The 14,829-nt window shown below is 67.3% G+C and carries 14 protein-coding genes; 11 read left to right on the top strand and 3 right to left on the bottom strand.

Annotation, left to right across the window (positions count from 1 at the left end; genetic code table 11):
* Positions 1-40 precede the first annotated feature (40 nt).
* From D579_RS0108780 to iscR, 10 genes are all read left to right on the top strand, one after another.
* Positions 41-682 carry a phosphoribosylanthranilate isomerase gene (locus D579_RS0108780; protein WP_018951752.1) on the top strand — a complete coding sequence of 214 codons (642 nt, stop codon included), beginning with the start codon at positions 41-43 and terminating at the stop codon, positions 680-682.
* Positions 669-1,877, top strand: a complete 1,209-nt coding sequence (gene trpB / locus D579_RS0108775; RefSeq protein ID WP_018951751.1) for a tryptophan synthase subunit beta — start codon at positions 669-671, stop codon at positions 1,875-1,877. Before D579_RS0108780 ends, trpB begins: the two co-directional genes overlap by 14 nt.
* On the top strand, positions 1,874-2,707 hold the full coding sequence (gene trpA / locus D579_RS0108770) for a tryptophan synthase subunit alpha (RefSeq protein WP_018951750.1): 834 nt from the start codon (positions 1,874-1,876) through the stop codon (positions 2,705-2,707). Before trpB ends, trpA begins: the two co-directional genes overlap by 4 nt.
* 36 nt (positions 2,708-2,743) lie before the next feature.
* Complete coding sequence (accD, locus tag D579_RS0108765; RefSeq protein WP_018169612.1) at positions 2,744-3,709, top strand: acetyl-CoA carboxylase, carboxyltransferase subunit beta; 966 nt, start codon at positions 2,744-2,746, stop codon at positions 3,707-3,709.
* Between the two features lie 8 nt (positions 3,710-3,717).
* Positions 3,718-5,055: a bifunctional tetrahydrofolate synthase/dihydrofolate synthase gene (gene folC / locus D579_RS0108760; protein WP_018951749.1), complete on the top strand. Its 1,338-nt coding sequence runs from the start codon at positions 3,718-3,720 to the stop codon at positions 5,053-5,055.
* Positions 5,056-5,165: 110 nt separating this feature from the next.
* Positions 5,166-5,765, top strand: coding sequence for an SPOR domain-containing protein (locus tag D579_RS0108755; protein ID WP_018951748.1), 600 nt, complete (start codon positions 5,166-5,168; stop codon positions 5,763-5,765).
* A gap of 82 nt (positions 5,766-5,847) precedes the next feature.
* Entirely contained in the window at positions 5,848-6,399 is a 552-nt protein-coding gene (locus D579_RS0108750; RefSeq protein ID WP_018169615.1) for a CvpA family protein, read from the top strand.
* Positions 6,400-6,494: 95 nt separating this feature from the next.
* Positions 6,495-8,003, top strand: coding sequence for an amidophosphoribosyltransferase (gene purF / locus D579_RS0108745; protein ID WP_018169616.1), 1,509 nt, complete (start codon positions 6,495-6,497; stop codon positions 8,001-8,003).
* Positions 8,004-8,016: 13 nt separating this feature from the next.
* The gene (locus D579_RS0108740) at positions 8,017-8,604 is read left to right on the top strand and encodes a L,D-transpeptidase (RefSeq protein WP_026289485.1); all 588 of its coding nucleotides are present in this window, start codon (positions 8,017-8,019) and stop codon (positions 8,602-8,604) included.
* Positions 8,605-8,966: 362 nt separating this feature from the next.
* Positions 8,967-9,446 carry a Fe-S cluster assembly transcriptional regulator IscR gene (iscR, locus tag D579_RS0108735; RefSeq protein WP_018951746.1) on the top strand — a complete coding sequence of 160 codons (480 nt, stop codon included), beginning with the start codon at positions 8,967-8,969 and terminating at the stop codon, positions 9,444-9,446.
* A 115-nt stretch (positions 9,447-9,561) separates the two neighbouring features.
* Here the strand turns inward: iscR and D579_RS0108730 are convergent, their stop codons facing one another.
* Genes D579_RS0108730 through D579_RS0108720 form a run of 3 tightly spaced genes read right to left on the bottom strand, consistent with a single transcriptional unit; the run spans position 9,562 to position 13,555 of the window.
* The gene (locus tag D579_RS0108730; RefSeq protein WP_018951745.1) at positions 9,562-11,568 is read right to left on the bottom strand and encodes a transglutaminaseTgpA domain-containing protein; all 2,007 of its coding nucleotides are present in this window, start codon (positions 11,566-11,568) and stop codon (positions 9,562-9,564) included.
* A gap of 44 nt (positions 11,569-11,612) precedes the next feature.
* A complete protein-coding gene (locus D579_RS0108725; protein ID WP_018951744.1) occupies positions 11,613-12,635 on the bottom strand; it encodes a DUF58 domain-containing protein in 1,023 nt (340 codons plus the stop codon).
* Positions 12,617-13,555: a MoxR family ATPase gene (locus D579_RS0108720; RefSeq protein WP_018951743.1), complete on the bottom strand. Its 939-nt coding sequence runs from the start codon at positions 13,553-13,555 to the stop codon at positions 12,617-12,619. The genes D579_RS0108725 and D579_RS0108720 overlap by 19 nt, the downstream gene beginning before the upstream one ends.
* Positions 13,556-13,679: 124 nt before the next feature.
* Here D579_RS0108720 and D579_RS0108715 point away from each other — a divergent pair, with 124 nt between their 5' ends.
* Entirely contained in the window at positions 13,680-14,828 is a 1,149-nt protein-coding gene (locus D579_RS0108715) for an MlaE family lipid ABC transporter permease subunit (protein ID WP_018937739.1), read from the top strand.
* Position 14,829 lies beyond the last annotated feature (1 nt).

The following is a 14,829-nucleotide window of genomic DNA, read 5'->3' as shown; positions in this document are numbered from 1 at the left end:
TGGTAGGCTTTGCGACCGGATAGAGGAGGCCGGCGGGCGCATGCGTTATCGGGTGAAGATCTGCGGAGTGACGAGCCCGGCACAGGCACGTGCCGCGGCGGCGGCTGGGGCCGATGCCATCGGGCTGGTGTTTCATGCAGCGAGTCGGCGGGCGGTAGAGCCGGCGCAGGCCGCGGCCATCGCGGCCGCGCTGCCCCCGTTCGTGACCACGGTGGGATTGTTTGTGGACCCGGATCCGTCACGCGTCGAAACGGTATTGCAGACGGTAGGGCTGGATTGCCTGCAGTTTCACGGGCACGAGACGGCGCCGTTTTGCGCGCGCTTCGGGCGGCCTTATCTGAAGGCCATCGCCATGGGCGAAGGGCAGGATCCACGCCCGGTGATGGAGCAGCACCCGGATGCCCAGGGGTTTCTCCTGGACAGTCATGGCGGGGGGCGCAGCGGCGGATCGGGGCATCGCTTCGATTGGCAGCGGGTCCCCGACGCACTGGAACGGCCCTGGCTGCTGGCCGGGGGACTGGATTCGGACTCGGTGCGCGCTGCGCTGGAACACCTGCGTCCGTACGGGGTCGATGTGAGTTCTGGGGTGGAATCCGCGCCCGGAATCAAGGATGCACGACGCATGCGGGCCTTCGTGCAGGCGGTGCGTCAATGCGAGGTAGAGACTGATGAACAAGATTGACTGGGCGGCTTTCCCGGATGCCCGTGGGCATTTCGGGCCGTATGGCGGGCGCTTCGTGTCCGAGACCCTGATGGGGGCGCTGGACGAGCTGCAGGCGGTATACGAGCAGTACATGCAGGATCCCGACTTCTTGGCGGAGCTGGATCATGACCTGAAGCAGTTCGTTGGGCGGCCGAACCCGCTCTACCACGCCGAGCGCATGTCGCGGGAACTGGGTGGGGCGCAGGTCTACCTCAAGCGCGAGGATCTGAATCACACCGGCGCGCACAAGGTAAACAACACGATCGGCCAGGCCCTGCTGGCCAAGCGCCTGGGCAAGAAGCGAATCATCGCCGAGACCGGTGCCGGACAGCACGGCGTCGCGACGGCCACCGTGGCCGCGCGGCTGGGGCTGGAATGCGTGGTCTACATGGGCGAAGAGGACACCCGGCGCCAGACACAGAACGTCTATCGCATGCGCCTTCTGGGCGCCGAGGTGGTGGCGGTGAAATCCGGGACCCGCACCCTGAAGGACGCGTTGAACGAGGCGATGCGCGACTGGGTGACCAACGTCGACGACACCTTCTACATCATTGGGACCGTGGCAGGGCCGCACCCGTATCCGGCGATGGTCCGGGACTTCCAGGCGGTGATCGGCCGCGAGGCGCGCGAGCAGCACCTGGAGATGACTGGCCGCCTGCCGGATACCCTGGTCGCTTGTGTTGGCGGCGGGTCCAATGCCATCGGGCTGTTCCATCCGTTCCTTGGCGACGAGTCGGTGGAAATGATCGGGGTCGAGGCCGGGGGCGACGGGGTCGAGACCGGGCGCCACTCTGCGCCGCTGTGCGCCGGGCAGCCGGGCGTTCTGCACGGCAACCGGACGTACCTGATGGAAGACGAGAATGGCCAGATCATCGGCACGCACTCGGTCTCGGCGGGCCTGGACTACCCGGGCGTCGGGCCGGAGCATGCGTGGCTGAAGGACATCGGCCGGGTGAACTACGTGTCGGTAACGGATGACCAGGCGCTGGCCGGCTTCCACCGCATGACCCGCACCGAGGGCATCATCCCGGCGCTGGAGACCAGTCATGCGATTGCCCATGTGCTGGACCTGGCCCCGCAGATGCGTCCCGATCAAAGCATCATCATCAATCTGTCCGGGCGCGGCGACAAGGACCTGAACACCGTGGCCGAACGCGAGGGGATTACGCTATGAGTCGCATCGAGCAGCGTTTCTCCGAACTGCGCGAACAGAATCGCGCGGCGTTGATCCCGTACGTGACGGCGGGCGACCCGGAGCCGGGGGCCACCGTACCCCTGATGCACGCACTGGTGGAGGCCGGGGCCGACCTGATCGAGCTGGGCGTCCCGTTTTCCGACCCGATGGCCGATGGCCCGGTGATCCAGAAGGCCTGCGAGCGGGCCCTGCGTTTTGGCACCGGGTTGCGCGACGTGCTGGCGATGGTGGTGGAGTTCCGCAAGCAGGACACCACCACGCCGGTGGTCCTGATGGGCTACCTGAATCCGGTCGAGCGCATGGGGTACGAGACCTTTGCCCAGACCGCGAAGGCGGCCGGGCTGGATGGGTTGCTGACGGTGGACCTGCCGCCGGAGGAGAGCGAGGACGTGGTGGGGCTGCTGGAGCAAGCCGGCATCGATCCCATCTTCCTGATCGCGCCCACGACCTCGGAGGCGCGTATCGATCATGTGGCCCGGGCGGCGCGCGGCTTCGTTTACTACGTATCGCTGAAGGGCGTGACCGGTTCGCAGACCCTGGATACCTCGGCACTGGCCGCGCGCCTGGAAGGTCTGCGTCGCCACACCGGGCTGCCGTTGGGCGTGGGCTTCGGCATTCGCGATGCCGAGACCGCGGGGAGGGTGGCGCAGGTGGCCGATGCCGTGGTGGTGGGCAGCGCGATCGTGCGCCTGGCCGAGGAGCACGACGGAGATGCCGACGGCTTCGCCCGTGCGGCGGCGGCGGTGGTCAGTGAGATGCGTCATGCCATGGATGCGGCGCGCTCCCTGGGCGCGGCAGCCACGGTGTAGAATGCGCGGCGCCGATTCGAATTACGGGGAGACGGCATGAGCTGGTTCGAGAAGTTGATGCCTTCGCGCATCCGCACCGACAATGCGACCAAGCGGGGGGTCCCGGAGGGCCTGTGGGTCCGTTGCGAGGGCTGTGACGCGACGCTTTATCGCCCCGAGGTGGAACGCAACCTCGATGTCTGCCCGAAATGCAGTCATCACCGCCGCATGAGCGCACGCCGGCGCCTGGAGACCTTCCTGGATGCCGAGGGCCGCGAGGAGATCGCGGCGGATATCGAATCCTCCGATGTCCTGAAATTCCGCGATTCCAAGAAGTACAAGGATCGCCTGGTGGCGGCCCAGCGGGCCACCGGCGAGCGCGATGCTCTGATCGTGATGCAGGGCCAGCTTCTGGGGCGCCCCTTGGTGGCGTCTGCCTTCGACTTCCGCTTCATGGGCGGTTCCATGGGCTCCGCGGTGGGTGAGCGCTTCGTGCGCGGGGCCAACCGCTCGCTGGAACAGGGCATCCCGCTGGTGTGCTTCAGTGCCTCCGGTGGTGCGCGCATGCAGGAGGCGTTGTTTTCGCTGTTGCAGATGGCCAAGACCAGCGCGGTGCTGGCGCGCATGCAGGAAGAACGCATCCCGTTCATCTCGGTGATGACCGATCCGACCATGGGGGGTGTGTCCGCGAGCCTGGCCATGCTGGGTGATCTGAACGTGGCCGAGCCGAATGCCCTGATTGGCTTTGCCGGGCCGCGCGTGATCCAGCAGACGGTGCGCGAGACCCTTCCCGAGGGCTTCCAGCGTTCGGAGTTTCTGCTCGAGCATGGCGCGATCGACATGATCGTCGATCGCCGTGACATGCGCAGCCGTCTGGCTGCGGTGCTGGGCATGCTGACCCACGCCCCGGCGCCGGGCGCCGACCCAGCCGCAGATGAGGCGGAGGGCGAGGGGTCCGTCGAGGTTATCAGTCCCGAAAACGGGGCGGACGGCGAGCGCGTCGACGCGCCGCGCCCCGCCTGAGGCAGCCGGTGCGCTTCACGACCCTGGCGCAGTGGCTCGCCTTCCAGGAGCAACTGCATCCCGTGGGAATGGATCTGACCCTGGAGCGCATTGCCCTGGTGGCCGATCGCCTGGGGCTGCGTGGGGCCGGCAGACCGCCCACCGTGATCGTGGCCGGGACCAACGGCAAGGGGACGGTGGCGACGCGCACCGCGGCCCTGCTGCAGGCGCAGGGGCTGAAGGTCGGGCTGTTCACCTCGCCGCACCTGCTGCGCTACAACGAACGCATCCGCATCGACGGCGAGCCCGTCTCCGATGCCGCCCTGTGCCGTGCCTTCGAGGCGATCGACCAGGCTCGCGGCGAGGATTCCCTGACCTATTTCGAATTCGGTGCACTGGCCGCGGTCTGGCTGTTCCGCGAGCAGGGAGTCGCGGTACAGGTGCTGGAGGTAGGGCTGGGCGGGCGCCTGGACGCCGTCAACATCTGGGATGCCGACGTCGCTGCGATCACCGCGGTGGACCTCGATCATCAGACCTGGCTGGGCGACAGTCGCGAGGCGATCGGCCGCGAGAAGGCCGGTATCATGCGCCCCAATCGCCCGGTAGTGCTGGGCGAGCCCGAACCGCCGGCCAGCGTGCTGGAGCATGCCGCACAACTGGGGGCGCAGGTCCTGCGCAGTGGGCGTGATTTCGCCCTGACGCGCGACGCGACGACGCTACGATGGCAGTGGCAGGGGACGGCGCGCGAATGGGGGGTCGAGGGCGCAGCCGCCCGGATTGATGGTGCGGCGCTCCTGAACACGGCTACGGCCCTCGCTGTGGTCGAATCACTGGGACTGGCCCGGGGGCTCGACGATGGTGTCGTCAGTCGGGCCCTGGCGATCTCGGCGCCGGGGCGTCTGCAGCGGCTGCACGGCGAGCCGGAATGGCTGCTGGATGTTGCCCACAACGTGCATGCGGTCAACGAACTCGCGCGCTGGCTGGAGGCGCATCCCGCCCCGGGTGCGGTGGTGGCCCTGGTCGCCGTCATGGCGGACAAGGAGCGGGCCGCCATGTGGAGTCGTCTGGATGGCCTCGTCGATGCCTGGGTGCCGGTCCCGCTGGACCTGCCGCGGGCATTGCCCGCCGCGGCGCTGGCCACCGAGTTGGAGGCGAGCGGACAACGCCGGGTGTCCCGCGTGGATGACGTCGCGGCGGCCCTCGCAGAAGCAACGCGTTGCGCCGGACCTTGCGGCCGGGTGGTGGTGTTCGGTTCGTTCTACACCGTGGCGGCGGTACTGGAGCAGTCGCAGGACCTGGCCGAGCTGGCACTGTCCGGGCAGGCCGAGGCGCTTGGTGGTGCGGGCGAGGTTGTGCATGCCCTTTGAGCGTCAGGAGCGTCATGCCCGACGGCTTGCGACGCCGGCGCGAGCGAGCGTACTGTCACAGGCGTGTAGTGTTTCCTTAACTGGCCCTGGCGCCGCCCTCGGATGAACGCATGACCAGCAGCGACAATCCCATCCGCTTTCGCCTGGTTGGCGCGGTCATCCTGATCGTGCTGGCGGTCATCTTTTTGCCCTGGTTGTTCGACGGGGCAGGTTACGAGTACATGAGCGGGATCGATGACCCGGTGCCCGCGGCGCCCACCTTTGCCGAGCCCGATATCGCCCTGCCATCGGAGCGCCCGGCTGCACGTCGGGACACGGCACCCGCCGCGCCGGCGGCGGAACGCGACGGGCCGGTTGCCGAGTTGCACAGCCTGGAGAATGGCGAGGGCGCGCGGGCGGCCGCTGGGGAGCAGGGAGGTTCCGCGGCCCGCCAGGATGCGCCGGTGCGCTCGGTCGAGCCAGACGAGCCGGTGCAGGCCGGGTGGGCGGTGCAGGTCGGGAGCTTCCGCGGCGAGGACAACGCGCGCGAGCAGGCGGCCCGCTTGCGCGACACGGGCTGGCCGGCCTTCATCGATGACTCCATGGCCGATGGCCGCCCGATTTACCGGGTGAAGGTCGGTCCGCTGGCGCAGCGCGAGGAGGCCGTGAAGCTGGGCGAACGCCTGCAGGACGAGGTGGAGTTGTCCGGTATCGTGGTGGCACACCCCTGATGGCCATGACGACCGGGGCCCCCTGCGAGGAACCGATGGCTGGGGTAAACTACGCGCCCTTTCAGCACGCGATGCCGGCCCCGTGAACTGGATCGACCTCATCATCATCGCCCTGATCGTTGTGTCAGGGCTGATCAGCCTTTTCCGTGGCTTCGTGCGCGAGTCCTTTTCGCTCGCCACGTGGATCGTGGGCGTGTGGCTGGGTATCCGCTATGCGGCCGAGGTGGCGGAACAAATCCCCCAGGCGGTTTCGGATGCCACCCTGCGCCTGGGCATTGGCTTCGCCCTGATCTTTATTGGTGTCCTGATTGTGGGCGGCATTCTCGGAGTAGTGGCCAACCGCCTGGTGAAGGGGACCGGGCTGACCGGTACCGACCGCTCGCTGGGCGTGATCTTCGGGCTGCTGCGCGGTGTGCTGCTGGTGGCGGTACTGATCTTCCTTGCCTCGCTGACCTTGATGCCGGACGAGTCCTGGTGGGAAAACAGCCGCCTGATCCCGGAGTTCGAGCGCCTGGTGGATTGGCTGATTGCCCAATTGCCGGAAGGCTGGCAGGAACAGATCCATGATCTGCTGGCGAGTGACGAGCCGGTCGAAGAAGTAATCCCCGACGCCGACGAGCCGGCGACGCCCTAGAAGCGAGCTGCAAACGGCATTTGCAGCGCAACGTGTGCTGACAGGCCGTGAACGGCTTTGGTCAGCGTTTGCAAAACCCTGGAGCCTGAAACCGTATGTGTGGAGTTGTCGGAATCGTCGGGCGCAGCCCGGTGAACCAGCCCCTTTATGACGCCCTGCTGGTCTTGCAGCACCGGGGCCAGGATGCCGCAGGCATTGTGACCTGTGACGATGACGGGCGGCTGCATCTGCGCAAGGACAATGGTCTGGTGCGCGATGTGTTCAACAACCAGCACATGCAGAGCCTGACGGGCCATATGGGTATCGGCCATGTGCGCTACCCGACGGCCGGTTCGTCGAGCTCGGCCGAGGCGCAGCCGTTCTACGTGAACTCGCCATTCGGGATTACGCTGGGGCACAACGGCAACCTGACCAACGCGCGCGAGCTCAAGCAGGCGCTGTACGCCACGGATCGCCGGCACATCAATACCGACTCGGACTCCGAGATCCTCCTGAACGTCTTCGCCCAGGAGCTGCTGCGCTTCCTCGACAACGGGCTGACGCCGGATTCCGTGTTCGATGCGGTGGAACGCGTGCATCAGCGGGCGGAAGGCGCCTACGCGGTGGTCGCGATGATCGCCGGGGGCGGTTTGCTGGCGTTCCGTGATCCACACGGCATTCGACCCATTGTTTACGGCTCGCGCGAGGCCGAAGAGGGCGGGCGCGAATGGATGGTCGCCTCCGAAAGTGCCGCGCTGGAGTCCCAGGGCTTTGATCTGGAGCGGGACCTGGCGCCGGGCGAGGCGGTGTTTATCACGCCGGACGGCGAGGTCAGCACGCGCGTGTGTGCCGAGGGGACTCGCCTGAACCCGTGCATCTTCGAGCACGTCTACTTCGCGCGCCCGGACTCGGTGATCGACAACGTGTTCGTGCACCGCGCCCGCATGCGCATGGGGACCGCGCTGGGCGAAAAGATCCGGCGCATCTGGCCGGATCACGACATCGACGTGATCGTGCCGATCCCCGACACCGGCCGTACCGTAGCGCTGGAGATGGCGCACGAGCTGAACATCAAGTACCGCGAGGGGTTCATCAAGAACCGCTACATCGGGCGTACGTTCATCATGCCGGGCCAGACCAAGCGGCGAAAATCCGTGCGCCAGAAGCTCAACGCGATCTCGCTGGAGTTCCGCGGCAAGAACGTGATGCTGGTGGACGACTCCATCGTGCGCGGCACGACCTCGCGCGAGATCGTGATGATGGCGCGCGAGGCCGGGGCGAAGAAGGTCTATTTCGCCTCGGCCGCGCCGCCGGTGCGTTATCCCAACGTGTACGGGATCGACATGCCGGCCGCCGACGAGCTGATTGCCCACGGTCGGGACGAGGCCCAGGTGTGTGAGGCGATTGCCGCCGACCGCTTGATCTACCAGGACCTTGAAGACCTGCAAAAGGCCGTGCGCCGCGGCAACCGGAACATTCAGGAGTTCGACTGCTCGGTCTTCACCGGGGAGTACGTGACTGGACTGCCTCCGGACTATCTGGAACACCTCGCGGCGCTGCGCGGCGACGGGCTGGTGAACACGCCGGTCGCCGGCGAGGTGCTGGATCTTGCCAACAAGAAGTAGACGCGAGGTGCTCTTGCCCAGTCTCCAATGGATCGAACCCGTCGTCAGGGATGCCCGCGAACGAGCCCCCAATGCGGATGATGTCCCGGTGGTGGTGGTCCGGGTGGACCAGCAGCGGCTGTACGTCTGGGAGGCCGGGCGGGTGACGGAGATCTTCGATGTATCGACCTCGGCGCGCGGGGTAGGTTTCGAGGAGGGCACCTTCAAGACACCGCTGGGCCTGCATCGGATTGCCGAGCGCTTCGGTGACAGCGCGCCGCGGGGCACGATCTTCCGTGCCCGTGGCAACACCGGCCAGATCGCGGAAATCCTGACCGAGCCGGGCGCGCAAAGCCCGCGCGACAACATCACCTCGCGGATCCTCTGGCTGGAAGGGCTGGAGCCGGGCATCAATCGGGGCGGCAATGTGGATTCGCTGCGCCGGTACATCTACATTCACGGGACCGACGAGGAGGGACGCATTGGCGAACCGGCCTCGGAGGGCTGTGTGCGCATGCGCAACGATGAAGTGATCGAGCTGTTCCCGCGCCTGCCGGTCGGGACGCTGGTGATGATCCTCGAGGGTCCGGCCGTGCCGGAGCTCAGTCGGCCGCCCGGCTGACAAGCCAAGTGCCCGGACGGGCACGTCCGTCATCTCCGGTACCCATCGGAAAAGCGCGTCTCCGCTCGGGCATATCGTCTCTTCGTCCTTCCTCCCCCCTGCCTTCTGCCAAGGCTGGCCCGTTGCCGATTGGCTCTTGTGCCGGGGAACTCCGTTGCATGGAACGGTTCTGAATACCTACGTTAGCATTCCGTGATCTTTCTTCATTCGCCTGCTAGAATGAGGGAATTATTCCCGACTACCATTGTCAGGTAAATAAGGAATTATTCTTGACAGGCGTTGTCAGGAATTAAGAATGGATGCCAGCCTGCGAACGGATGTCGAGCAGGACACATACTCAAGGTTATTCGGAGGCAACAAGCATGAAACTCTCAACCAAGGGCCGCTATGCAGTGACGGCCATGATGGATCTCGCGATTCACGACCGGATCGGGCCCGTGACGCTTGCCGACATCTCGCAGTGCCAGGGCATTTCGCTGTCCTACCTCGAGCAGCTGTTTGCCAAGCTGCGCAAGGCCGATCTGGTGGAAGGCGTGCGGGGCCCGGGTGGCGGTTATCGCCTGGCCAAGCGTGCGGACCAGATCAGCATTGCCAACATCATTACGGCGGTCGATGAAACAGTCGACGTGACGCGCTGCAAGGGCCACAAGGACTGCCAGGACGGCGATCGCTGCCTGACCCACGAGCTGTGGGACGACCTGAGCCAGCAGCTCTACGACTTCCTCGACGGGATTACCCTGGCGCAGTTTGCCAACCGTCCCGAGGTGCAGAAGGTCGCGCGGCGTCAGGACGAGCGGCGTGGTGCCCGGCACCACTTCATCTTCCGTAACGACGCGGCATAAGGCGTTATTCGGGGCGATTCGCTCACGCGGATCGTGGACAGAAAACGGGGCCGTCCGGGTCAGACAGACCGGGCGGCCCCGAGTCGTTTTGGGGCGCCGGAAACACGGGCGCGCACTACGCGTGGGCAGGGTCCGGTCGGGGCGCGGGTGGCTTCCCGCGCGGTACCGCATACAGCAGGCTGCGCAGGTGACGCAAATCCTCCCGGCGTTGTTCGGGCGTCAACGGGGCGAAACGCTGGCGGTTGTATGCCTCTGCGAAGGCCTTCAAGGATTCCCTCAGATCCGGGCGCGCCCGTGCGACGCGGCGGGACCAGGCATCCACAGGCTCGTGCGCCTGGCGCGCCAGGCGGCGGTCGTGGCGCGCGATGCGGCGCGATAGTTGTTGCAGTACGCGATCGGCGGGCGCGTGCCGCTGGCGTGGCCGGCGCAGCCCTACCCAGGTCAGGGCGATCAGTGCCAGGCTGCCGAACCCAGCCCCCAGCGCGATCAGGACCGAGCGCCAGTCCTGCGAATCCAGCCCGAGGCGAGCGAACAGCTCGCGCTGGCGTTCGGGGTCGAAGGCCAGCACCCAGCTTTCCCAGCGAAAGCGTACGAAGTCGCCCCAGTCGTCCATCCCGAAGCGCGCCCGCTGCAGCCAGGAGAGCCCCTCCCCGCGGCGAAGAAAGCCGGGTATCTCCTCGCCGGTGTCGCTGGCCAGCCCGGGCAGCCCCTGTTCGATGCGTTCGGGTGCGATGGCGGCGGTGGGGTCGACCCGGATCCAGCCTTCGCCATCCAGCCAGACCTCGTTCCAGGCGTGGGCATCGGCGTTGCGCAGGCGCAGGTATTCGCCACGGGCCTGCCATGCTCCGCCCTGGTAGCCGGTGACGACGCGGGTCGGGATATCGGCCGCGCGCATCAGCACTGCAAACGCGGAGGCATAGTGCTCGCAGTAACCGGCCTGGGTCTCGAACAGGAAGGTGTCGGTGGTGTCGTCTTCGAGTCGTGGGGGCTGGAGGGTGTAGCGGTATGGCTCGGCGCTGAACCGTTGCAGCGCCGCCTGGATGATGGCGCGATCGTCGTCTCCGTGGGTGGCGCGCCACAGGGCGACCTCGGCCCGCGACCGGGGGGCGGCGGAAGGCGGCAGGTGCAGTGCGCGGGTGCGCTCCTGTGGGTCCAGTGTGGGTTCGCCCGCTCCGGGTGGGGTGGTCAGGGCGGCCTCGGCGCTGTACTGGATGCGGCTGGTCACGGGGCGATCGCGCAGGACCTGGTAGTTCGCGCGCAGCTCGGCATCCTCGGGCAGGGCGCTTGGGTAATCCAGCATCGGCAGATAGCGCGCCCGCGTGGGCTCCAGGGTGGCGGTGTAGCGGATGACGTTGTCGGTGTCGGCGGCCGTGGGCTGGATCACCGAGCGATTTTCGTCCGCGGACCAGCGCCGGCCATCGAAGTCCGTCATGACCAGGGCGCGCCAGTATTGCGCCCGCAGGGGCGGCACTTGGCGGTCGAATTCGACCCGCAGCGCGGTCGATTCGTCCTGCAGAAGGTTGGCGATATCGCCGGGATTGAGCTCGCCGGACAACCCGGTGCGCGCGGTCTGCTCGCGTTGTGGGTCGCCCCACAGCGGACCCTCGACGCGCGGAAAGACGAAGAACAGGATCAGCATGAAGGGCAGGGCATGCAGCAGCATGGCGCCCGCCTGCCGCGCGAGGCGCGGGCGGGGGATCACGCGTCCGGCATGCACCTGGATCAGCGCGGCGGTGAGCAGCCAGGTGGCCAGGAGCGAATAAGCCGCGATCAGGATGGATTGGTCGAAGAAATAGGTGGTGACCACCACGAAGTAGCCGAGGAACAGTGCGATCACGATGTCGCGGCGGTTGCGGGTCTCCAGCAACTTGAAGGCGATCATCACCAGCAGCAGCGCGGTGCCGGCCTCCTGGCCGAATACGGTGCCAAACTGCGCGAAGGTCAGGCCACCGGCGATCACGGCCAGCACGCTCATCACGCCCAGCGAAGGGGCGGGGCGGCCCGTGCCCAGCAGCCACGCCCGCGCGGCGATCGCTAGCACAACCAGCGCGGTGATCCACGGTGGCTGATGCCAGACGTGTGGCAGGGCGGCGACCGGCAGGGCGACCAGGGCCAGCTCCAATCCGCGCAGATCCGTGTGGTCTGCAGGCCTGGCGGTCTTGTCTCTCATGGGCCCGGCTCCGGGTTCATTTCGACCGGGGTGCTGCGGAACCGCGCAAGGGCATGCAGGCAGTGATCGCGGTGAATGACCCCCTGGGCCGGCTCCAGGGTCTGGTCGGGCAGGCGCAGGCCGAAGACGCGGCCCTCCGCGTGGGCCGCGAGTACCTGATGGCACAGCATGGACAGGCGGGTCTCGGTATCGGAGGCGGGCATGGCCCCCCATTCCAGCCACAGGCGATCACCCTGGCCGCTGGCGAATTCACGGACATGCAGCTTGCCGCTGCGGGCGAAGGCCTTCCAGACGATGCGACCGGGTGGATCGCCTGTGCGGTAGGGGCGGATCTGGTCGGGCGCATCGCCCTCGCGCCGGTCGTGCGCCCCTGCGGCTTCTTCGCCATCGTCCCCGGCGGTGTGTCCCGGATCGATCGGCGCCGGGTAGACCACGATCTCCGGCGCCAGGGTCAGCCAGCTCCAGACCTCCAGGATGCCCAGCGGGTAGCGTGTGTCCAGCCGCTGGCGTGGCAGGCGGTAGACGCCGCGTGCGAGTCCGGGCAGCTCCAGCTGTGCGGTATGGGTCCCCTGTGCCGGGACCGGGAAGGGGGCGCTGGTGTGCGTCCCGATGCGCAGGACCAGGGCCTCGCGGGCCCGTCCAGCGGTCTCGCTCAGGCGTAGCGGGAGGGTCAGCGGTTGACCGGCAAATACCGCAGGGACGGGCAGGGTGGAGACCTGCAGACCCAGCAGGTTGCGATGGGTGTACCACATGGCGTTATGGCCGATGCCCACCAGCAGGAAGGTCAGCAGGAACGCCATGTTGTTGGAGTAGTTGATCGATCCCAGGAGCATCACCAGGATGATGCCGAACAGGGTGTACCCGGCACGCGTGGGCAGGATGTAGATGCGGTCGCGCCCGAGGTGCGCCTGGTCGCCATCGTGTGCGTGGCGCCGGGTGATCCAGCGGATGGCATCGTCGCGCAGGCGGGCCATGCGGCCGCGCGAGCGAGCGGGGCCGGTCATGGAGTCGGGACGCATTCCATCAGGCGCGCGACCGTGCGTTCGGGGGCCTCCGGCTCGCGTGCGCGCACCCGATGCCCGGCAACGGCTGGCAATACGTGGGCGATATCGTCGGGTGTCGTGTAGTCACGGCCCTCCAGGAAGGCGTGGGCCCGGGCCGCACGCAGTAGCCCCAGCCCGGCACGCGGTGACAGGCCGTGGGCGAAGCGCGCTCGGTCGCGGCTGGCACTGATCAGGCCCTGGAGATAGTCGAGGACCTCAGCCCCGGCATGGACCTCGGCCACCCGGTCCTGCCACTCCCGCAACTGGTGCGGGGCCACCAGGCGGGGCGGGGTGGGGTGGCTTTCCGCCACCGGTGCGGCCGCGGGGGCGGGACCGCTGCGTTCCAGCAGGGCCCGTTCGGCACCGGCGTCCGGGTAGCCAAGCTGGATGCGCATCAGGAACCGGTCGAGCTGGGATTCCGGCAGCGGGTGAGTGCCGACCTGCTCCTCCGGATTCTGGGTGGCAATGACGAAAAACGGCACCGGCAATTCGCGGGTGGCACCCTCCACGCTGGCCTGGCGCTCTTCCATTGCTTCCAGCAGGGCACTCTGCGTTTTCGGGGGCGCGCGGTTGATCTCGTCGGCGAGCAGGACCTGGGTGAAGATCGGCCCGGGATGGAAGCGGAACTGGCCGCTGGCCTGCTCGAAGATGGAGACGCCGAGGACATCGCCGGGCAGCAGGTCACTGGTGAACTGCACGCGCTGGTACTCGAGGTTCATCGCCCGGGCCAGGGCGTGGGCCAGGGTGGTCTTGCCCACCCCGGGCACGTCCTCGATCAGCAGGTGACCATTGGCCAGCAGGCAGGCCAGCGCCAGGCGGACCGGCTCGGGTTTGCCAAGGAGGACCTCGTTCAGTGCGTGTTCTACCTGTTGCAGGGCGTCCTTGGCCGATGACATTCGAGCCTCGTTGTTGGTTGCGGCGGATGGATTGGCAGTCTGCCTTGAAGAGTTCTTCACCGGCGAATGGTTCCAGGTGCCAGGATGCGGCTACCATGAAGGCTCGTTTTCCGCGAGTCACGCGATGGATTCCACGGCCGCCAGTGCGGAACCCCCGTTCGAATATGATGCCACAGTCGATCCCGCGCCCCGGCTGCGCCTGTCGGGGCGGCTGGATGTGCATGCCGTAGAGCAACACTGGGGCTCGCTGCGGCGCCGTGCCCGCGATCTGGGGCAGCAGGCGGCGGGTGCGGTGCTGGTGGACCTGCGGGGCGTCGAGTACTGCGACGGGGCGGGGGCGGCGTTGCTGCATGCGCTGGAGCAAGACTTCGCGCGTGCAGATGCGGAGGTCCGGTTCGAGGGTATGGGTCGGATGGTCGAGGAGCAGCTTGCCCCGTACCGCGAGCTGGATGCGGTCGAGCCGGCTCGCGCTGCGGATGGGCGTGGCTGGTGGCAGGGCTGGATGGACGGCGTGGACCGGGTGGGGCGTGCGGCACACTCCCAGTTCAGCTTTGTCGGCGAGTTGACCCGAGCCGTGGGCAGTGCCCTGCGCCACCCGCGCCAGGTGCGGTGGGGCGATACCCTGCGGGTGGCGGAGGCGGCGGGCTTCCAGGCCTTGCCGATCGTTTCGCTGATTGCCTTCCTGCTGGGCGTGATCCTGGCCTTTCAGTCGGCGATCGCGATGCGCCAGTTCGGGGGCGAGATCTTCGTGGCCAACCTGGTGGCGGTCTCGCTATTCCGCGAACTGGGGCCGTTGATGATGGCGATCCTGCTGGCGGGGCGTTCGGGCGCGGCATTCGCGGCCGAGATCGGCACGATGAAGGTGAACGAAGAGGTCAACGCCCTGAAGACAATGGGGCTGGATCCGGTGCGTTTTCTTGTGTTGCCGAAGGTGCTCGCGGGGTTGCTGGTTGCGCCGTTGCTGGCCCTGTACGCGAACATGATCGGGCTGATCGGCGCTGCGGTGGTGATGCAGGGCTTCGGCATTCCCTGGGTGGCGTTCTTCAATCAGGTGACGTCCGCGCTGTCACTTTCGGACCTGTTTTCCGGGCTGGTCAAGGCGGTGGTGTTCGGCCTGGTGGTCGCCGGGGTAGGCTGTCTGCGCGGATTGCAGACCGGCAGCGGGGCTGCCTCGGTCGGGCTTTCCACCACCAGCGCGGTAGTGACATCCATCATTCTCATTGTGGTGCTGGACGGCGTGTTCGCCGTGCTGTTCTACCATCTGGGGGTCTGAG

It is taken from the genome of Thioalkalivibrio sp. AKL12 (genome assembly GCF_000377925.1).
GTDB classification, from domain to species: domain Bacteria; phylum Pseudomonadota; class Gammaproteobacteria; order Ectothiorhodospirales; family Ectothiorhodospiraceae; genus Thioalkalivibrio; species Thioalkalivibrio versutus.
Note: the sequence above shows the minus strand (reverse complement) of the source record. Positions and strands in the feature narration are given on the sequence as shown.